The sequence below is a fragment of the Bradyrhizobium sp. S3.12.5 genome (assembly GCF_040548225.1).
GTDB lineage: Bacteria > Pseudomonadota > Alphaproteobacteria > Rhizobiales > Xanthobacteraceae > Bradyrhizobium > Bradyrhizobium cytisi.
This window is the reverse complement of record NZ_JBEPRF010000010.1, coordinates 66,624-85,448: the sequence shown is the minus strand read 5'-3', so window position 1 is coordinate 85,448 and position 18,825 is coordinate 66,624. Positions and strand designations below refer to the sequence as shown.

At 65.0% G+C, this 18,825-nt stretch carries 17 protein-coding genes; 4 read left to right on the top strand and 13 right to left on the bottom strand.

The window, feature by feature from the left end; all coding sequences use genetic code 11:
* Window positions 1-4: 4 nt before the first annotated feature.
* From ABIC09_RS16295 to ABIC09_RS16275, 5 genes are all read right to left on the bottom strand, one after another.
* Window positions 5-436 (bottom strand): hypothetical protein, encoded by a 432-nt coding sequence (locus ABIC09_RS16295; protein ID WP_187435141.1) that lies wholly within the window; start codon window positions 434-436, stop codon window positions 5-7.
* Between the two features lie 193 nt (window positions 437-629).
* Entirely contained in the window at window positions 630-884 is a 255-nt protein-coding gene (locus tag ABIC09_RS16290) for a hypothetical protein (protein WP_148753848.1), read from the bottom strand.
* A gap of 178 nt (window positions 885-1,062) precedes the next feature.
* The gene (lexA, locus tag ABIC09_RS16285) at window positions 1,063-1,764 is read right to left on the bottom strand and encodes a transcriptional repressor LexA (protein WP_148753706.1); all 702 of its coding nucleotides are present in this window, start codon (window positions 1,762-1,764) and stop codon (window positions 1,063-1,065) included.
* 175 nt (window positions 1,765-1,939) lie between these two features.
* A complete protein-coding gene (locus tag ABIC09_RS16280; protein ID WP_354109885.1) occupies window positions 1,940-3,151 on the bottom strand; it encodes a molybdopterin molybdotransferase MoeA in 1,212 nt (403 codons plus the stop codon).
* A 104-nt stretch (window positions 3,152-3,255) separates the two neighbouring features.
* Window positions 3,256-4,383: a helix-turn-helix transcriptional regulator gene (locus ABIC09_RS16275; RefSeq protein ID WP_354083044.1), complete on the bottom strand. Its 1,128-nt coding sequence runs from the start codon at window positions 4,381-4,383 to the stop codon at window positions 3,256-3,258.
* 222 nt (window positions 4,384-4,605) lie between these two features.
* Here ABIC09_RS16275 and ABIC09_RS16270 point away from each other — a divergent pair, with 222 nt between their 5' ends.
* The 3 genes from ABIC09_RS16270 to ABIC09_RS16260 are packed head-to-tail and all read left to right on the top strand — an operon-like array spanning window position 4,606 to window position 7,449.
* A complete protein-coding gene (locus ABIC09_RS16270) occupies window positions 4,606-6,027 on the top strand; it encodes a YadA-like family protein (protein WP_354083043.1) in 1,422 nt (473 codons plus the stop codon).
* 43 nt (window positions 6,028-6,070) lie between these two features.
* Window positions 6,071-6,637 carry a hypothetical protein gene (locus ABIC09_RS16265; protein ID WP_354109884.1) on the top strand — a complete coding sequence of 189 codons (567 nt, stop codon included), beginning with the start codon at window positions 6,071-6,073 and terminating at the stop codon, window positions 6,635-6,637.
* Window positions 6,638-6,666: 29 nt separating this feature from the next.
* Window positions 6,667-7,449 (top strand): hypothetical protein, encoded by a 783-nt coding sequence (locus ABIC09_RS16260; RefSeq protein WP_148753710.1) that lies wholly within the window; start codon window positions 6,667-6,669, stop codon window positions 7,447-7,449.
* Window positions 7,450-7,553: 104 nt separating this feature from the next.
* On the opposite strand, the gene ABIC09_RS16255 is transcribed toward ABIC09_RS16260, so the two are convergent.
* From ABIC09_RS16255 to ABIC09_RS16245, 3 genes are read right to left on the bottom strand one after another with little or no spacing between them, the layout of a single operon-like run.
* A complete protein-coding gene (locus ABIC09_RS16255) occupies window positions 7,554-7,889 on the bottom strand; it encodes a hypothetical protein (RefSeq protein WP_354109883.1) in 336 nt (111 codons plus the stop codon).
* Window positions 7,890-7,913: 24 nt separating this feature from the next.
* Complete coding sequence (locus ABIC09_RS16250) at window positions 7,914-8,540, bottom strand: HAD family hydrolase (protein WP_148753711.1); 627 nt, start codon at window positions 8,538-8,540, stop codon at window positions 7,914-7,916.
* Between the two features lie 8 nt (window positions 8,541-8,548).
* Entirely contained in the window at window positions 8,549-9,676 is a 1,128-nt protein-coding gene (locus ABIC09_RS16245; protein WP_148753712.1) for an alpha-hydroxy acid oxidase, read from the bottom strand.
* Window positions 9,677-9,996: 320 nt separating this feature from the next.
* Here ABIC09_RS16245 and ABIC09_RS16240 point away from each other — a divergent pair, with 320 nt between their 5' ends.
* A complete protein-coding gene (locus tag ABIC09_RS16240; protein WP_354083038.1) occupies window positions 9,997-11,334 on the top strand; it encodes a S41 family peptidase in 1,338 nt (445 codons plus the stop codon).
* A 137-nt stretch (window positions 11,335-11,471) separates the two neighbouring features.
* Here ABIC09_RS16240 and ABIC09_RS16235 read toward each other — a convergent pair whose 3' ends face one another.
* The 5 genes from ABIC09_RS16235 to ABIC09_RS16215 all read right to left on the bottom strand — a co-directional run bounded on the left by ABIC09_RS16235 (window position 11,472) and on the right by ABIC09_RS16215 (window position 18,623).
* The gene (locus ABIC09_RS16235) at window positions 11,472-14,192 is read right to left on the bottom strand and encodes a bifunctional diguanylate cyclase/phosphodiesterase (RefSeq protein ID WP_354109882.1); all 2,721 of its coding nucleotides are present in this window, start codon (window positions 14,190-14,192) and stop codon (window positions 11,472-11,474) included.
* A 148-nt stretch (window positions 14,193-14,340) separates the two neighbouring features.
* Window positions 14,341-14,868, bottom strand: a complete 528-nt coding sequence (gene moaC / locus ABIC09_RS16230; protein WP_148753715.1) for a cyclic pyranopterin monophosphate synthase MoaC — start codon at window positions 14,866-14,868, stop codon at window positions 14,341-14,343.
* On the bottom strand, window positions 14,868-15,689 hold the full coding sequence (trpC, locus tag ABIC09_RS16225; RefSeq protein WP_354109881.1) for an indole-3-glycerol phosphate synthase TrpC: 822 nt from the start codon (window positions 15,687-15,689) through the stop codon (window positions 14,868-14,870). The genes moaC and trpC overlap by 1 nt, the downstream gene beginning before the upstream one ends.
* A 7-nt stretch (window positions 15,690-15,696) precedes the next feature.
* Window positions 15,697-16,710, bottom strand: coding sequence for an anthranilate phosphoribosyltransferase (gene trpD / locus ABIC09_RS16220; protein WP_354109880.1), 1,014 nt, complete (start codon window positions 16,708-16,710; stop codon window positions 15,697-15,699).
* Window positions 16,711-16,724: 14 nt separating this feature from the next.
* Window positions 16,725-18,623: a SurA N-terminal domain-containing protein gene (locus ABIC09_RS16215; RefSeq protein WP_354109879.1), complete on the bottom strand. Its 1,899-nt coding sequence runs from the start codon at window positions 18,621-18,623 to the stop codon at window positions 16,725-16,727.
* Between the last annotated feature and the right edge of the window lie 202 nt (window positions 18,624-18,825).

Below are 18,825 nucleotides of genomic sequence, written 5' to 3'. Positions count from 1 at the left end.
CGGCTTAGCCGATCGGCAGGCGCGGGGACGTGGAGCGGCTGTCGGCGACCTGCGGCTTGTGCTCGCGCTCGCCGAGCGGCTGGGTCACGGGCAGTTGCAGCACGGTTGCGCGCTGGCCTTCGACCAGTTGCGTCACCAGGACGTATTTGCCGTCGGGGAATTCGATCGCGTCGTGATGGCGGTCGGGAATGTGCGGATCGACCTTGCCGAACTTGCCGACGCGCGAGTTGATGGTGCGCGTCCAGATCCAGCGATTGTCGTAGCGGACGTTGTCGGCGAAGGCGAGCTCCGTTCCCGGCAGCAGGCAGACCGCGACGGACATGTCGGCTTCGGAGGCGAAGCCGCGCGTCGAGGTGCCGCGGAACGTTGTCGTGACGATCGTCTCGCCAACTTCTGCGGGACGCGTCGCGACGGCATGCAGGCTATAGTCACACATCGGGTGCTCCTCAATCAGGATAGAGCACCCGCGCCTCTGTCTCGGAGGCGCAGGCCCCTATCAGAGTGGAAGCTCATCTTATGCTTGTTTGTGGGCAAATCTGCGGCTCGCATCAGCAGAGCGCGATCACATTATCTTTTTCAAATGCACGAGGAACAAAGCCTGCTCCCGCGCATTCGGTGAGCGCGTTGCTTCAGCGGCCGGCTGGCGCTGACCAGCCCGAATATTGCCAAGCCGGCTGCGCGACGGCGTTACGGGCATTGCGGAATTGCTCGGTCGTTGCGCGCGGTGCTTTGCGAGCGTGGTGCTGCGGCTGCGCAGCCAAGGCTTGCGAGCCCAAGGCTTGCGACCCCAAGGCTTGCGACCCCAAGGCTTGCGACACTAAGGCCTGCGACGCTGATACTGCGATCAGCGTCATCGTGACGGTGCTCAAAATGATCTTGCGCATGTTGGTCTCCTCGGTCTGGCAAAGGCCCTGCGAAGCAATGCGTGCTTCGTTGCGGCGTGCCGAGGATGTAGCGCTGGAGAAGGGGCCGGATAATCTGTGCAAAACCAGAAAGACTACCCAGCCGGAGCGGACAATCGTCCGCTCCAATCGTTGATTGCGCTCGCCGATAGCGACGCGATCAGTACTTCCGGTACAGCCCGATCAGCTTGCCCTGGATCTTGACCCGGTTGGGCGGCAGGATGCGAACCTCATAGGCCGCGTTGGCCGGCTCGAGCGCGATCGAGGCGCCGCGACGGCGGAAACGCTTGAGTGTCGCTTCCTCGTCGTCGATCAGGGCGACCACGATGTCGCCGGTATCGGCGCTCTCGTTGCGCTGGATCAGCGCCATGTCGCCATCGAGAATGCCGGCCTCCACCATGGAGTCGCCGCGCACTTCGAGCGCGTAGTGCTCGCCCGAGCCGAGCATGTCGGGCGGGACGCTGATGGTGTGGCTGCGGGTTTGCAAAGCCTCGATCGGCGTGCCGGCCGCGATCCGGCCCATCACGGGCACTGCGACTGGACGCTCACCCTCGTCGGCCGGCAGGCTCGACGCCGGGCGCACCTTGCCGAGATTGCCCTCGATGACGCTCGGCGTGAAGCCGCGGCGGCTGCCAGCGGCGGCCTGGAGTTCGGGCAGCTTGATCACCTCGATGGCGCGGGCGCGGTTGGGCAGGCGGCGGATGAAGCCGCGCTCCTCGAGCGCAGTGATCAGGCGATGGATGCCTGATTTCGAGCGCAGATCGAGCGCGTCCTTCATCTCGTCGAAGGAGGGCGGCACGCCGCTTTCCTTCAGACGTTCACTGATGAACCGCAGGAGCTCGTACTGTTTGCGCGTTAACATCTCGACCAAAATCCCCCGGTTGATGTCGTTCGATTCCGAGACGCTGAAGTCAGCAATAAGCCGCACACGCTCGAAACAAATCATGAACGGACACTATATGTTCGATACTTGTTCCGCAACTGCTTAATTTACCGTGAACGCGACAAAGTTCGCGGAACGCATGCGAACAATGCGCTCAAACGGGCAGTCGCAGCACCTCGCAGGGCGCTCCCGCTTCGGCCCTCGGTGCGAACGGTGCGCGCACGAGAAGTGCCTGTGCCGCAGCGAGATTCGCAAGCAGCGAGGAGTCCTGGTGATTGACGGGAAGGGCGATCAGCGTGCCGTCATCACGCACATCCAGGCGGGCGCGCAGATAGTCCTCGCGCTGGTCATTGGCGCCGACGTCGCGGCCGAGCACGGCGCGTTCGCGGCGGTGATGAACCATCGAACGGCCCGACAACGCACGAATCAGCGGCACCATGAACAGGAAGCCGCAAACGTAGGATGACACGGGATTGCCGGGCAGGCCGATTACGCGCATCGCCCCGAGCTGCCCGTTCATCATCGGCTTGCCCGGCCGCATCGCGATTTTCCAGAACGCCATCGAGGTGCCTTCGTCGCGGAGCGCCTGCTGCACCAGATCGTGGTCGCCGACCGAGGCGCCGCCCGTCGTGATCAGGATGTCGGCGCCGGATTCGCGCGCGCGGCGGATGCCGGCGGTGGTGGCGGCAAGCGTGTCGGCGGCAATCCCGAGGTCGATGGTGTCGGCCCCCTCGCTGCGAGCGAGCGCATGCAGGGCGTAGCCGTTGGAATAAACGATCTGGCCATGACCAGGCGTCGTGCCCGGCATCACCAGCTCGTCGCCGGTGGCAAGAATCGCGACCTTCGGACGGCGGCTGACCGCCAATTGCGGGTGGTTCATGCCGGCGGCAAGCGCGAGGTCGCGCTCCGTCAGCCGGGCGCCCTTGCGCAGCAGCACGTCACCCTCGGAGAAGTCGACGCCGGCCGGGCGGATGTGCCGACCGGTGACGGCTTCCTCCTTGATCGTGATGCGCTTGCCGTCGGCAACGGTGTCCTCCTGGATCACGACTGCGTCCGCGCCGTCGGGAACGACACCGCCGGTGAAGATCCGGACGGCTTGCCCGGCACCGACAGTTCCTGCAAACGGCCGGCCGGCAGCGACCTCGCCGATGACATTGAGCTGCGCATCGACCCTGGCTGCATCGGCCGCGCGGACGGCATAGCCATCCATCGCCGACATCGCCTGCGGTGGCTGCGTGCGCCGCGCCGCGACGTCGCGCGCGAGGACGCGATGGAAGGCCGCATCAAGCGCGACAGATTCCTCGGGCAGCGGCTCCGCACCGGCGAGCACCGCGGCAAGCGCATCGGAAACCGGCATGAGGGCCACGGCTGAAAGCTCCTGCTTGGGCAACGCGACAATCAGGTCGCGGCCAGCGTTCTAGCCGACTGTGGCCGTTGAGGCAAAACGGATGCGCATACGCGCGGACGCAGCTATTTCTGGAGCAACAGCCGCACCAGCTCGGCCTGTCGCCCCACGCCGGTCTTGTCGAAGATCTTCGACAGATGGCTGCGCGCGGTTCCGTCCGCGATGCCGAGCCGTTCGGCCGTGGCTTTGCGGCCGCCGCCCTTGACGATCTCGAGCGCGAAGGCCGCTTCGGCACGGGTCAGGCCGTAACGCGCGCGTAGGGCGTCGAGTCTTGATCTCGCGTCCGGCTCGGGGTCGGTGATCAGCACCATCGCACTCGATCGCCAGCCGGAGGCGAGCGACACCGAGCTCTCCGCCCAATCGCTGCCGACCGGCGTTACCTGCACGTGCAGCGGCATGCGGCCGGGAAGCCGCCGCAGGCTCATCTCGCCTCCGATGCGATCGGGATTATCGATGCTGCACGAACCGACCAGCGTTTGCAGACAACGGCCATCGTCGCTGGTGATGGCGCTCAGCGCGCCCGCGTCGATCACGATGCCGTCGGCGGCGTCGAGCCATTCGCGCGCGCGACGATTGACGAAGATCGGGCGGGCCTGGGCGTCCGCGAGAATGAAACCCTGATCGAGGCCGTCGAGGCCCGCCAGCGCCGCGCGGCCGGCGATGTCGAGCTGGTGGGTACGCCGCTGGATCGCAACGGCGCGTACGAGATGCTGCGCCAACGTTGCAAACAGCCGCCGCGCCTTGTCGTCATACGGAGACAAATTGGACGGCCGATGGCTGGTCAGGATGCCCGTGGCGTTGTGATCGACCAGCAGATTCGTCGTCAACGGTTCGGTGTCGAAACCGCCCGGCTGCCACCATTCGTTGTAGAAATCGCTGCGGGTGAACTCATCGCGTGTGATGAAGTCGCCGATGGTGAAGACCTCGCCGGGCGTCCGGCCGATGCCAAGCGGCAACAGGGGATTGCGCGGGGCCCAGCCGAGTAGCTCTTGCACGCGGTCGGGGTCGATGCGTGGCGACAGCAGGCTGGAGAGGCCGCTTGCGGGATCAAAGACGCCGAACAGGGTACGGCCGCCGATGGCGTCGTCGATGCGCGTCAGCACATTTTCCCAGCGGCTTCCGTCGAGCGCAACCTCGTAGATGGCGCCGATGAGGTCCAATACGGATTCGTTGGAAATATCGTCCGTACCCAAGACAAATGCCTCAAAATGCAATGAGGCATCTCAGCGCAGCGTCACGGAACGAGCAAGAGCAGAAAAGCGGCAGTCGTGCCGATGTTGCCGCAAAGCCGCACCCCATTGGCATTCCCGACGCAATCATCGACGCATCCGACAAACGTCAGATGCCTCCATGTCCGGGCTTTGCAACATTTCCGAAAGGACATCATTCCTGCGATTCAGGGGACGGGGGCGAAAGTGTCGATTTCGGCAATCCATCGAGGTCGCAAGACCATCATTCCGGTCATCCAGAGCCTGTCTCGCAAGGCCGGCTTGCTCGCAAGCAGCATGCTCACCAGCGTGGGCGTGCTTGGCGCCGGAGTGGCGCTTTATCCCTCGGCAGCTCTTTCTGCCGACTACGCCGCCGGCGGCGGCGTGATCAACGCGCCCAGCGGCAACGCGACAGCGGTTGGCAGCGGCGCGACCACGACCGGCAACTTTGCGACAGCCTATGGTGCGGGCAGCATCGCGAACGGCACGTTCGCGACCGCGACTGGACCGGGCAGCACCGCAAACGGAACCAACGCGACCGCGACTGGAGCGTCCAGCCTCGCGGACGGCACCTATGCGACGGCGACGGGACAAAACAGCGTCGCGAACGGGACCTCGGCGACGGCGACGGGTACCTTCAGCGCCGCCGTTGGAACCCTCGCGACCGCGACCGGAGAGCAAAGCCGCGCAGACGGAACCAACGCGACCGCGACTGGACAGTTCAGCCTCGCCAACGGCACCTATGCAACGGCGACGGGACAAGCCAGCAACGCAAACGGGACCAACGCGACGGCGACGGGACAAGGCAGCGTCGCGAACGGCGTGGACGCGACCGCGACCGGTAGTCTAAGCAAGGCGAATGGCTTTGACGCAACGGCAACAGGGATTCAAAGTGCTGCGAATGGCACCTTCGCGACCGCGACGGGCGCCCAGAGCGTCGCCCACGGCGACAGCGCGACCGCGACCGGCCAAGGCAGTTTCGCAAATGGCGATTTCGCAACCGCGACTGGTCAAGGCAGCATCGCCAATGGCTTGACAGCCAGTGCGTTCGGCCAGGGTAGCAACGCGACCGGCGACGCCACCACCGCGATTGGCCAAGCCAGCACCGCCAGCGCCACCGGCGCGACTGCGATCGGTGCGGGCGCCACGGCTACCTTCGCCAATTCGACTGCGATCGGCGCGGGCGCGACGACATCAGCGCCCAATCAGGTCTCGATCGGCACCAGCACGAACACCTATCGCATGTCCGGCCTCACCTCGGCCGCGAGCCTTGCCGCACAATCCGGCCCGACGCAGGTGGTTACAACGGATGCCGCCGGGCATCTGGCCGCCGCAAGCTTCAGCGGAGCCGATATTTCCACGCTGCAGTCCAACGTCTCCACGTTGCAGACGCAAATGCGGCAGGCGTTCGAGGGCACCGCGATCGCCATTGCCATGGGCGGCTCGGCACTGCCATCGGACAAGCGGTTTGCGGTCTCCACCAATTGGGGCACGTTCCGCGGGCAGAACGCCATGAGCCTGGGCGCCCAGATGCGCCTCAACCAGTATGTCGTACTCAACGGCGGCGTCGCGGCCGGGTTCGCGCAAGGCGGCGTCGGTGGACGCGCCGGAGTGACGGTTGCGTGGTGACGGCGGCGTGCTGAGCGGAAAGCAACAGGGGTGGCGGGGTTTGATGCTTGCGGCTGCGCTGATGGTGGCGGCTGCCGCCGGTCATGCGGAAACGCCTCCGCCGGCGCCAAAGCCCGCGCAGATCGACCGCAACGGCGTGCTGATGCTGGTCCGCTCCTCGCTGCTTGCGCTCGACCACGCCAACAAGACCGGCAACTACACCGTGCTGCGCGATATCGGCGCGCCCGGTTTCCAAGTCAACTCGGCGGCGCGGTTGGGGGAGATTTTCGCCAAACTGCGCAACGACAATCTCGATCTCTCGGGTGTCGCCGTTATCGATCCGCAGCTCAACCTGCTGCCGCAGATCGAGGCCAACGGATTGATGCATTTGGCCGGCTTCTTTCCGTCGGTCCCGAACCAGGTCAATTTCGACCTGGCCTTCGCGCCGGTGAACGGACAGTGGCGGTTGTTCGGGATCTCGGTCTCGATTGGACAGAGCGGGCCGGCAGCGCCGACCCCGCCCGAGCCGCGTGTTGAGCAAAAGCAGACCCCGACAAATGCCAGCAAGCAGCCTGCGGCGGTCGCAAAGTCCGCACCGGCGACCAAGCCGCCGGAGAACGCCTCGAAATAGACGCAGCAACTCGGCCAGACGAGCGAGAAATGTTACCCGACGAAGCGCTGAAATCGATGAAAGTGATGTTTGCGACGCCTTGCTACATCTCGGCTGTCAGCATGCACTACGTCACCAGCATTTTCGAGCTGACCCATCACTGCAACCGGTTCGGGCTGCAATGCATCCTGCACATGCATTCGGAAAGCCTGATCACCCGCTCTCGCAACAAGATGGTGATCAAGTTCCTCTCCGACGAGACGCTCACCCATCTGTTCTGGATCGATTCTGATCTCGCCTTCACGCCGCAATCGGTCTGCCGTCTGCTCCTGATCGATCGCGACGTGACCGCCGGCATCTATCCGATGAAGAACTTCAACTGGCCGGAGGGAGGACTGCCGGCGGGAACGACCCGGCAGCAATTCGAGGATCGCTATACCGAATACCCCTTCAACCCAATCGGCCATGGCGTCGAGCGCATCAGCACCTATGCAGATGCCGATGGTTTTGCTGAGGTGGCGGAGGCGCCGACCGGTTTCATGTGCGTCAAGCGTGACGTGTTCAAGCAGATGATGGAGAAATATCCGGAGCTGAACTACGTCCCGGACGGCCCGCCGAATAATCCGCTGGCGCATCTGCATTGGCTGTTCTTCGACTGCATGGTCGATCCGGATTCCGGCCGCTATCTCTCAGAGGACTATGCGTTCTGCCGCCGCTGGCGCGACATCGGCGGCAAGATATGGGTCGACCTGCAGTGCAAGTTGCTCCATCTCGGTCAGCACAATTTTCGCGGCGACCTCGAGGCGAGCCTGAGGCTTCAGGACCGCTGGTGAGCTGGGGTACGCCCGAAGGGGCCGACGCGGCTCACCAGACGCAGGGACTGCTGAATTCGGGACGAGAAAAACGAATTGAAAGCAGCATGGCCAGGAGACGGCGGTCAGGCTGTCCCCGTTCCATGATCAGGATCGACATCCGGTGCCCTCAGGCTGTGATCCCCGCCGGGCATGGGATCGGCCTGAGATTTCAGATCCGCTGCTTTGCTCATCAGCTTGGCGGAAAGCTCGGAATCCGAGGTGGTCTTGGCGAACTTGACCAGCAGAGAGGCCTGCTTGGTGAGGTAGGTTTTGCCCAACACGATGATACGTCCGATGTAGAGGTTCCCAACGGACTCATTGAGTCCTGAACCGGGCATTCGTTCCGGGAACTCGGTATAAAAATGCACAAAGTGAGCTGGTTCCATATTTTCAGGCGAAATAGTTCCTGAAACATCCAACGTGGACGGTCCGCGACTTTGCCGTCAGATACCCAGCGCTCTCAGCGCGTTCCCGACATCTCCGGGAGAGGTGACATGCACCGCCGTCAGCCCGCGGGCGCGGGCGCCTTCGACGTTTTCGGCGAGGTCATCGAAGAACACGATTCGCTCCGCCGGCACGCCGATCGCAGCCACCACGTGGTCAAACGCCTCCGCGTCCGGTTTGCGCAGGCCGATGCTGGAGGACAGATACAACTCGCGGAAATGGCCGAGCAGATCGGCATACTCTTTCGAAAAATGGTCTACATGCGGGCGGTTGGTGTTGGAGAAGGCATAGAGCGGCATCTGCTTCGCCGCGCGCGGCAGCAATTCGGCAACGTCGGGCATTTCGCCGGCGAAGATCGCGTTCCAGCCCTCCAGGAACTGCGCATCCGAAATGTCGATGCCGAGCGATGAGCGCAGCGACTGGAAATAGTCCTCGTCGCTGATCTTACCGAGCTCGTGCAGCCGGTAGGCCTCGCTGTCGCGCACATAACGCGCGAGGACGGCCTCAGGCTTGCACCCGGCATGTCCTGCCCAGCAGGCGATCGCCTTGGAGAAATCGATGTCGAGCACGACGCGCCCGAGATCGAACAGAAGCGCATCCGCGCTGCCGGGAGAGAGCGATGTCATTCTATCCTTCAGTATCGGTAGGGTTCATGGTCGAACAGCGGGAACGCGCTGAACACGCTCGGCGCATTGGTTGCGGCGGCCTGGTGCAGGCAGGATTTGTCGACCTCGGCGAACGAGGTGGCACCGAGGAGGCCGAGGCAGCGCAGCACCTCGTCCTCGAGCAGCTCGAGCATTCGCGTCACGCCGTTCTCGCCGGCCGCTGCCAGGGCCCAGCACTGCAGCCGGCCGATGCCGACGAGGTCGGCGCCCGCTGCGATCGCCTTGACGATGTCGGTGCCGCGGCAGATGCCGCCATCCACCATGATCTTGGCGCGACCCTTCACCGCCTCGACGATCTCGGGCAACACATGCATGGCACCGCGGCCGTGATCGAGCTGGCGGCCGCCGTGGTTGGAGACATAGATCCACTCGACGCCGTGATCGACCGCGATCTGCGCGTCCTCGGCGGTGGCGATGCCCTTGAGGATAAGCGGTATCCGGAACTTGTCCTTGACCATCTTCACGGTCCGCCACTCCAGCCCCTTCTGGAAATCGCCGCCAGTGGCGCGCAGGCGGCTTTCGCGAACGTAGCGCTTGGCGATGTCACGCTCACGACGGCTGTAATGGGCGGTGTCGACGGTCAGGCAGAAGGCGGCATATTTGGCCTTCTCGGCGCGGCTGACGACGTCGGCGACGAAGGCATCATCGCCGCGGACATAGAGCTGGTACATGCGCAGCGCATCGGGGGCGGCTTCGGCGGTCTTCTCCAGACCGGGCTCGGAGACCGAGCTCAACATGTGCGACGCCCCGAAGGTGCCGGCCGCGCGCGCGACGCTGGCGGCTCCATGCGGGTCGAAGATTTCCAGCGCGCCGACAGGGGCGAGCACCACGGGCAAGCGCATCTTGCGGCCGAACTGCTCGACCGAGCCGGAGACCTTGCGCACGTCACGCAGCACGCGCGGGCGAAAGGCGATCTCGTCCAGGGCCATGCGATTGCGGCGCATCGTGGTCTCGGTCTCCGCGGCGCCGACGATGTAGTCCCAGGCGTTCTGGTTGAGGTTGGAACGCGCCTTCCGGATGAATTCGTGCAGGTTCTGGAACGGCTCGTTGCTGGCGCCGAGTTCGACGTTCCGTTCCGGCCGGAGCGCTTCGTTCATTGTTATCCTCCCGAGAATTTGAAGCCTTATGCCATCGGGTATCCCGTTCAGGGCTGCAAAACCATCCTAAAATCGCATAGCAGCGAGGCGTGGGCCGGCCGACCGATTCCTGCTTTGCGCGAGGTGGTTTCCGAACGTTGCCAAAAGTTTAGGTCCAGACGAAGGGATTTCTACAAGCTGCCCGCCGGCGTGGCACCGCCGGCCTTGAAGAAACCGGAATGATATTGTGAGAACCGGTCTGGATCGCCATTTGCATGGCGGCTCCCAAGCCCGAACGAACTGCCCCAAGAGAACCGCGAAGCAAAAAGGCCAACCATTCCATGCGGAAAACCCTGCTGTTCCCCCTGGGCGCGCTCACCGGAGCATGCTTGACCCTCCTCGCATCCGGTCCGCATGGCGGACTATGGGCGGCGCGGGCGGCAGCGAATGCGGATGACGCCTATTCGCAGCTCAACCTGTTCGGAGAGGTGTTCGAGCGGGTGAAGGCGAGCTATGTCGAGAAACCCGACAATTCCAAGCTGATCGAAGGCGCGATCACGGGCATGGTGACCGCGCTCGATCCGCATTCCCGCTACATGAACGACAAGGCCTGGACCGAGATGCAGGAGACCACCTCCGGCGAGTTCGGCGGGCTCGGCATCGAGGTCACGATGGAGGAGGGCCTGGTCAAGGTCGTCTCGCCGATCGACGATACGCCGGCGTCCAAGGCCGGGCTCATGTCCGGCGACCTCATCAGCAAGATCGATGGCGAGGCCGTGCAGGGCATGACACTCGAGCAGGCGGTCAACAAGATGAAGGGGCCGGTCGACACCAAGACGAAGCTCACCATCATGCGCAAGGGCGCCGATGCGCCGCTCGATGTCGCGATCACGCGCGAGATCATCCATGTCCGCCCCGTCCGCTTCCACGTCGAGAACGGCGACATCGGCTACATCCGCGTCACCTCCTTCAACGAGCAGACCACCGACGGCCTGAAGAAGGCGATCGCCTCGATCTCCAAGGACGTCCCGCAGGAGAAGCTTGTCGGCTACGTGATGGACCTGCGCAACAATCCGGGCGGCCTGCTCGACCAGGCCGTGTCGGTGTCCAGCGCGTTCCTCCAGCGCGGCGAGGTCGTCTCGACCCGCGGCCGCAATCCGGAAGAGACCCAGCGCTTCACCGCGCATGGCGGCGACCTCACCAAGGGCAAGCCGCTTGTGGTGCTGGTCAACGGCGGCTCGGCCTCTGCGTCCGAAATCGTGGGCGGTGCGCTGCACGATCACAAGCGTGCCACGATCATTGGCACCCGCTCGTTCGGCAAGGGCTCGGTGCAGACCATCATTCCGCTTGGCGCTGGCAACGGCGCGCTGGCGCTGACCACAGCGCGCTACTACACGCCATCGGGCCGCTCGATCCAGGCCCAGGGCATCGCGCCTGACATCGAGATCCTCCAGGACGTGCCGGCCGAGCTGAAAGGCCGCGTCGACACCATGGCGGAGTCGCAGATGCGCGGCCATCTGCAGGCCGCTGACGGCAGCGAGCAGACCGGATCGCAATCCTATGTCCCGCCGGAAGAGAAGGACGACAAGGCGCTGCACGCGGCCTACGACTTCCTGCACGGCGTCACCGTGAACGCGGCCGCCGCGAAGCCGGCGCCGAAGACCACCGTGCCGAACTAGCTGATCGAGATGCCGTAGGTGGGCAAAGGAGCGTAAGCGACGTGCCCACCGCTTCTGCGTGTGCGGGAAGACAAGAGGTGGGCACGCTCGCTTTGTCCACCCTACGAAGTATTCCATCTACGAACTAGCGGTCCTTGCTAGCCTGCCTCGCGGCGGCGAGCTTCGTTGCCGTCGCGCTGGGCGAGGCGACTGCGATGGAGCGCGAACAGCTCCACGACCTTGTCGGCCGGCTTTGCGGCGCTGAACAAATAGCCCTGCATCTCGGTGCAGCCGAGCGTGCGCAGCAGCCGCTGCTGTTCCTCGGTCTCGACGCCTTCGGCCGTGGTCGCCATGCGGCGGGCGCTGGCGAGGTTGACCACGGCCTGCACGATGCTGGCAGAGCCGTCGGGGCCTGCGATGTCGTTGACGAAGCAGCGGTCGATCTTGATCTTGTCGAACGGGAAGCGGTGCAAATAGCTCAGCGAGGAGTAGCCGGTGCCGAAATCGTCGAGCGCGATGCGGACGCCGATGGCGCGGAGCTGGTGCAGGATCGCAAGCGCGGTCTCGTCGTCGCGGATCAGCACGGCCTCGGTGATCTCGAGCTCGAGCCGGCTCGCCGGCAGATTGGAGGCGGCCAGCGCCGCCATGATCTTCAGCGCCAGCGTGCCGCTCTTGAACTGCACCGGCGAGACGTTGACGGCGAGGCGGATGTCGTCGGGCCAGCCGGCGGCGTCGCGGCAGGCAGTCGCCAGCACCCATTCGCCGATCTCGTTGATCAGCCCGGTATCCTCGGCAATCGGGATGAACTCGGCCGGCGAAACCATGCCGCGCTCGGGGTGGCGCCAGCGCACCAGCGCCTCGCAGCCGGTGATGCGGTCGTCCTTGAGGCTGAGGCAGGGCTGGTAATAGACCTCGAGGCCGCCATGAGCGATGGCGTGGCGGAGATCGATCTCCAGCTGTCGCCGCTCGCGCACCTTGGCGTCCATTTCCGGCTCGAAGAATCGGCAGGTGCGGCGCCCGGCGGCTTTGGCGGCGTACATCGCCATGTCCGCGTTCTTCAGGATCTGGTCCAGCGCGGTGCCGTGTCCCGGCGCCAGCGCAATGCCGATGCTGGCGTCGGTGGTGAGATGATGCCCCATGCAGTCGAATGGTGTGCGGATCGCCGCGAAGACCCGCGCGACGAGCTCGTTGACCTGGTCCTGGGAGGTCACCGCGCTCTGGACGATCGCGAACTCGTCGCCGCCGAGCCGCGCCACGAAGTCGGTGGGGCCGGCGCAGCCGCGGAGGCTCTCCGCCACCGATTTCAACAGCTCGTCGCCGACGAGATGGCCGAGCGCGTCGTTGACGCCCTTGAATTCGTCGATGTCGATGTAGTGCACGGCGAGCTCGTCGCCGTCGACGATGGCGAGCAGCTCTCCGCGCAGATGTTCGTGGAACATGGCGCGGTTCGGCAGGTCGGTCAGCGCGTCGTAATGCGCGAGATGGGTGATGCGCTCCTCGATGCGGCGACGTTCGGTGATGTCCTCATGGGTCGCGACCCAGCCGCCGTCGCCGAGCGGCTCGTTGACGATCTGGATCGAGCGGCCGTCGCCGGTATCAACGACCATGGAGTTGCGCACATGGACATCGCGCAGCACGCGTGCGACATACTGGTCCACGTCGCCCGGGAACGAACCCGTGGCCTTGCGGTGCGCGATGATGTCGAGAAAGCTGTAGCCTGGCTTCACGATCTCGGCCGACAAGCCGTACATCTCGATGTAGCGCTGGTTGCAAACCACGAGCTTTTGCGAGGCGTCGAACAGCAGCAGGCCCTGGGTCATGTTGTTGACGGCGCGGTCGAGGCGCTGCTTCTCCAGCGTCAGCCGCTCCCGGGACATGCGATGCTGCTCCACGAGCTTGCGCACGATCGCGATCAGCACGCCGGCGATCGCGAGCGCGGAGGCGCAGGCGACCGAAATCAGTATGCCGATCTGCTCGCGCCAGTCGGCAAGCGCCGCCGCGCGCGTGGTCGTCGCCATCATCAGGATCGGGAAGTGGGGCAGGGCACGCGCCGAGACCAGCCGGTCCTCGCCGTCGACCGGGCTCACGAAACGTCCGGCGAAGTGATCGAGCGTGAAGATCTTTTGCTGCTCGAACGAGCCGTTCCTGAAATTGTGTCCCATTATCTCGCTGGAATGCGGGAAGCGGGCAAGCAAAGTGCCGTCGCGATGCAGCATCGAGATCGTCGCGCCTTCGCCGAGCATGACGGTCTCGAAGAATTTCTCGAAATTGGCCGGCTCGATGCCCCGTCCGACGATGCCCATGAACTCGCCGTGCGGACCCATGATCTTGCGCACGATCAGGATGGTCCAGGCGCCGGAGATGCGGCTGTGCACCGGTTCGATCAGCACGTCGGGCGCCTGCGGATCGTATCGGAAGGTGCGATAATAAGAGCGGTCGGAAACGTTGACCTTCGGGGCCGGCCATGCCGTCGAGGAATTAATGATATTGCCGTCGGCGTCGATGATGTTGACGCCGCCCATGTAAGGCAGCGCCTCGATCTTCGAACGCAGCATTTGGTGCACGTCCTGGCCGGCGAGGCGCCTGCGATAGTCCTCCGCGGTCGTGATTCCGCTCGCGCGCACATGGCCGACGAAATCCTTCTGGATGACCGCGAAATCCTGCAATTGCTGATCGAAATGATGGGCGAGCAGCAGCACGGTGTTTTCCAGCTCACGGCCGGAGTTGCGTAGCGCGCGCTCGCGGAAGTTCTGCGCCATCAGCACCGCGCCGACGGCGATCGCAGCGATCAGGAGTGTGCCGCCCACCACCAGCCAGCGGATCGGTCCGCTGCGGACGAAGGCCTGGTCAAGGAGGCGACTGCCGTATCCCGTCATCATGTCGTCGCTGCCGTACACACGTCAGGGTCAATTCATGATCCCCGTAACATCCGTCGGTTTACAGGATCGATGTGGAGGCGACGTTAGGAAGCGGGGTTAACGCGGCATAAACCGCAACACACAAATGCAATCGATGCGCACGGCGTGATCAGGCCCGGTAGTGGCCGGACTTGCCGCCGAGCTTCTCGACGAGCCGGATGCCCTCGATGCGTACGCCGCGCTCCACCGCCTTGATCATGTCGTAGATGGTGAGACAGGCGACAGAGACCGCCGTCAGCGCTTCCATCTCGACGCCGGTGGGGCCGGTCACCTTGACGCTGGCACGCACCACACAGCCCGGCAGCTTCGCGTCGGGCTCGATGTCCACGGTGACCTTCGACAGCGCGAGCGGATGACAGAGCGGGATCAGCTCGGAGGTGCGTTTCGCCGCCATGATTCCGGCGATGCGCGCGGTGCCGAGCACGTCGCCCTTCCTGGCATTGCCGGAGACGATCAGGTCGAGCGTCGCCCTTTCCATGACGACGCGCCCTTCGGCGACGGCGAGCCGCTCGGTTGCGGTCTTGTCCGAAACGTCGACCATCCGCGCCTCGCCGGAGGCGCTGATATGGGTGAGGGCAGGGCTCGCCTTGTTCGACGGCTTGGTCTTCTGCTTGGTCTTGGACGGCTTGCGCGCCATCAGCGCATGCCGGTGGCGCGAGCCTTGGACTCGCGCGCGAGCAGCGTGCGCGTCGCCGCGGTGACGTCGGCCTGCCGCATCAGGCTCTCGCCGACCAGGAAAGTCGACATGCCGACGCGCTCGAGCCGGGCGAGGTCGGCAGGCGTGAAGATGCCGCTCTCGCCGACCATCAGCCGCTCGTCGGGGATCAGCGGCGCCAGCGTCTCGCTGGTCGCAAGCGTGGTCTCGAAGGTGCGCAGATTGCGGTTGTTGACCCCGATCATCGGCGAACGCAGCTTCAGCGCGCGATCAAGCTCGGCGCCGTCATGGATCTCGATCAGCACATCCATGCCATAGGCGATGGCAGCGTCTTCGAGGTCCCTGGCGGTGGCGTCGTCGAGCGCGGCCATGATGATGAGAATGCAATCGGCGCCATGCGCGCGGGCCTCGACCACCTGATAGGTGTCGAACAGGAAATCCTTGCGCAGCACCGGCAGTGACGTGGCTGCGCGCGCGGCCACCATGAAGTCGAGATGGCCCTGGAACGAGGGCGTGTCGGTCAGCACCGACAGGCAAGCCGCGCCGCCCGCCTCATAGGCCTGGGCGAGCACGGGCGGATCGAAATCTTCGCGGATCAGCCCCTTGGACGGCGAGGCCTTCTTCACCTCGGCGATCAGCGCATAGTCGCCATTGGCGTGCTTGGCCCTGATCGCGCGCACGAAACCGCGCGGCGCGCCTTGCGCATCGGCCTTTGCCTCCACCGCCGCGAGCGGCTGCGCGCGCTTGGCTGCGGCAATCTCCTCGCGCTTGTAGGCTTCGATCTTGGTCAGGATATCAGACATGACAGGCTCAGCTGTTCGAGACCGCGATCAGATGCTTCAGCCGCGCGCTCGCCGCGCCGCTGTCGAGCGATTTTGCTCCGATCGCGACGCCCTCCTTAAGGTCCTTGGCGCGTCCGGCGACGATGAGCGCGGCCGCGGCGTTGAGGAGTGCGACGTCGCGATAGGGGCTCGGCATGCCGTCGAGCACGCTTTGCAGCGCGATCGCATTGGCGTCGGCATCGCCCCCCTTGAGTGCACCGGGCTCGCAGCGCGGCAGGCCGGCGTCCTCGGGCGTCACCTCGAAATTCCTGATCTCGCCATGGTGGAGCGCGGAGACGAAGCTCGGGCCGGTGAGGGTGATCTCGTCCAGCCCGTCGGAGCCGTGCACTACCCAGGCGGATTCGGAGCCGAGGTTCTTCAGCACCTGCGCCAGCGGCTGCACCCATTGCCGCGAGAACACCCCGACCATCTGCCGCTTCACGCCGGCGGGGTTGGACAGCGGGCCGAGCAGATTGAAGATCGTGCGCGTCGCGAGCTCGACCCGGGTCGGGCCGACGTTCTTCATGGCGGGATGATGAGCCGGCGCGAACATGAAGCCGATGCCGCATTCGCGCACGCAGCGCCCGACCTGCTCGGGCTTGAGGTCGATCTTCACGCCGAGCGAGGCCAGCACGTCGGCGGCGCCCGAGCGCGACGACAGCGCGCGGTTGCCATGCTTGGCCACGGGGAGGCCCGTGCCCGCGACGATGAACGACGCGCAGGTCGAGACGTTGACCGAGCCGGAGCCGTCGCCGCCGGTGCCGACGATGTCGACGGCATCCGCAGGAGCGTCGACCGTGAGCATCTTCGAGCGCATCGCCGTGACCGCGCCGGTGATCTCGTCCACGGTCTCGCCGCGCACCCGCAGCGCCATCAGCAGGCCGCCCATCTGCGAGGGCGTGGCCTCGCCGGACATCACGGCGTCGAAGGCGGAAGCGGCCTCGTCACGCGACAGGCTGGCGCCGGTCGCCACTTTTCCAATGATCGATTTCAGGTCGTCCATCGCGTGCTTTCAACTCACTGGTTCGCGCCGGTCACCTGCGCGAAGGCGGCCTGATTGATGGTGGTCCCGATGTCGGCTTCAAGCTTGTTGACGTAGGAAGCAACCTGCTCGTCGGTCAGCGACCGGTCGATGCTGTCCTTCAGCTTCTTGACGGCGTCGGAGGTGGTGTCGGCCGCGGGATCGACGATGTCGGTGACGCGGTAGACGATGACTTCGCCGCCGCCTGTCACGGGCGCCTGTCCGACGCCGTCCTTGGCGGTGCGGAAAGCGGCCGCAACGATGTTCGCGGGCACGCTGGCGGGCGTGTCGTCGCGCTTGAAGCCGCTGGCGGTCTCGACCTTGGCGTTGATCGCGGCCGCCTCGTCAGCGAGCCTGCCGCCCTGTTCGAGCTTCTGCACCATCTCGGTCGCCTTCGCCTTCAGCTTGGTGGCGATCTGGTCCTGGCGCCAGCGGGCCTCGACCTGGTCTCGAACCTCGTCGAGGTTGCGGTCGCGCGACGGCGTGATGGCGACCACGTCGTACCAGACATAGCCGCCCTTGAACGAGATCGGGTCGTTGTCGACGCCGACGTCGCTGTTGAAGGCCTGCGACACCACATCGAGGCCCTGCGGAATGTTGGCGACGGTCTGCCCGTTCGGCGCGCGGCCCGAGCGGTCGACGGCATCGATGGTCACGGCGGTGAGCCCGAGCTTCTGGGCGGCATCGGCGACGCTGGTGCCTGCGCCGCGCTCGTCTTCCATCTTGTCGCGGAGCTCGCCGACCTTGACGCGCGCACGCTCGGTCGCGATCTGGCGCTTCAGGTCGCCGGCAAATTTGGCGTAGTCGGCCTCGACGCCCGGCTCAATCTTGTCGACCTTGACGATCGAGACGCCGAGACGGCCCTGAATCGGCTGGCTGATCTCGCCTGCGGCAAGCGCGAAGGCGGCATCGCCGACAGCGGATTCGAGTGCGGATTTGGCCACGAGCCCGAGATCGACGTCGGTGGCGCTCAGTCCGCGCTCCTTGCCGAGGTCCTCGAAGGAGAGGCCGCCGGCGAGGCGCTCGCGCGCGGCCTGCGCGTCGGCAGCGTTCGGGAACACGATCTGGTGGATCTGGCGCTTCTCCGGCGTGGAGAGCTGGTCCTTGCGCTGCTCGAACAGTTTCTTCGCGTCGTCATCTGAAACGTCGCTCCACTTGGCGATTTCCTCAGGCGAGATCACAGCGAAGACGATCTTGCGGTATTCGGGCGCGCGGAACTGGACCTTGTGATCCTCGAAATAGGCGGCGAGCGCCTCGGGCGAGGGCGCCTCGATGGTGCCTGCCTGGGCCGTGTCGAGCCTGACGAACTCGATCGCGCGCTGCTCGTTCTGGAAGCGGGTCGCGACGTCGAGCATGGCTTTCGGCGGCTCGAGGCCGGCGCCGATCGTGCCGGTGATCTGCCGGCGCAGCGCCACCTTGCGCTGTTCGGCCACGTAGCGCTGCTCGGTGTAGCCGAAATTGCGGATCAGGCTCTGGAAGCGGTTCGCGTCGAATTTGCCATCGACGCCATTGAAGTTCGGATCGTTCATGATGAGCTGTCGGATCTGCTCATCGGATTGGCCGAGCCCGAGCCGGCGTGCGTTCTCGTCGAGGGCGGCTTCCGCAATCGTCTGCTGGAGCACCTGGCGATCAAGGCCGAACGCGCGCGCCTGTTCCGGTGTCAGCGGGCGGCCGAACTGGCGGCCGATCTGCTGGAGGCGGTCGGTGTAGATCTGGCGGAACTCGTTCAGCGAAATCTCGGTGTGGCCGACCTTGGCCACCGTGGACTGTCCGAAGCCCCGGAAGATGTCGGCGATGCCCCAAATGCCGAAGCTGATGATCAACACGCCCATCACGACGGCCATGATGGTCTTGCCGACCCAGTTTGATGAGGCCTTGCGCATTCCTCGAAGCATTTGGTCCAACTTGTCTGAAATGAGGGGAACGGGAGCGCGTCTTAATGCAGATTCCGCAGAAGCGCGTCACCAAATTGATATGCCATCATAAAGTGGCGGCTTTCCCCCCGCAACCTCAGCTCAGGCCGCCCTTCGAAGCTGCGGTTAAAAGCCCCTGGTCTCTGGAACTGCCGCGGCACCTCTGCTAGCGCATGCACAAACC

Excerpts from the sequence above, each read along its gene's own strand:
- ABIC09_RS16245 (WP_148753712.1), bottom strand. The coding sequence starts at position 9,676 with ATGAACGAAGCGCTCCGGCCGGAACGGAACGTCGAACTCGGCGCCAGC.
- ABIC09_RS16295 (WP_187435141.1), bottom strand. The coding sequence starts at position 436 with ATGTGTGACTATAGCCTGCATGCCGTCGCGACGCGTCCCGCAGAAGTT.
- ABIC09_RS16235 (WP_354109882.1), bottom strand. The coding sequence starts at position 14,192 with ATGATGACGGGATACGGCAGTCGCCTCCTTGACCAGGCCTTCGTCCGC.
- ABIC09_RS16265 (WP_354109884.1), top strand. The coding sequence starts at position 6,071 with ATGCTTGCGGCTGCGCTGATGGTGGCGGCTGCCGCCGGTCATGCGGAA.
- ABIC09_RS16260 (WP_148753710.1), top strand. The coding sequence starts at position 6,667 with ATGTTACCCGACGAAGCGCTGAAATCGATGAAAGTGATGTTTGCGACG.
- ABIC09_RS16290 (WP_148753848.1), bottom strand. The coding sequence starts at position 884 with ATGCGCAAGATCATTTTGAGCACCGTCACGATGACGCTGATCGCAGTA.
- ABIC09_RS16250 (WP_148753711.1), bottom strand. The coding sequence starts at position 8,540 with ATGACATCGCTCTCTCCCGGCAGCGCGGATGCGCTTCTGTTCGATCTC.
- ABIC09_RS16240 (WP_354083038.1), top strand. The coding sequence starts at position 9,997 with ATGCGGAAAACCCTGCTGTTCCCCCTGGGCGCGCTCACCGGAGCATGC.
- ABIC09_RS16215 (WP_354109879.1), bottom strand. The coding sequence starts at position 18,623 with ATGCTTCGAGGAATGCGCAAGGCCTCATCAAACTGGGTCGGCAAGACC.
- trpC (WP_354109881.1), bottom strand. The coding sequence starts at position 15,689 with ATGTCTGATATCCTGACCAAGATCGAAGCCTACAAGCGCGAGGAGATT.
- moaC (WP_148753715.1), bottom strand. The coding sequence starts at position 14,868 with ATGGCGCGCAAGCCGTCCAAGACCAAGCAGAAGACCAAGCCGTCGAAC.
- trpD (WP_354109880.1), bottom strand. The coding sequence starts at position 16,710 with ATGGACGACCTGAAATCGATCATTGGAAAAGTGGCGACCGGCGCCAGC.
- lexA (WP_148753706.1), bottom strand. The coding sequence starts at position 1,764 with ATGTTAACGCGCAAACAGTACGAGCTCCTGCGGTTCATCAGTGAACGT.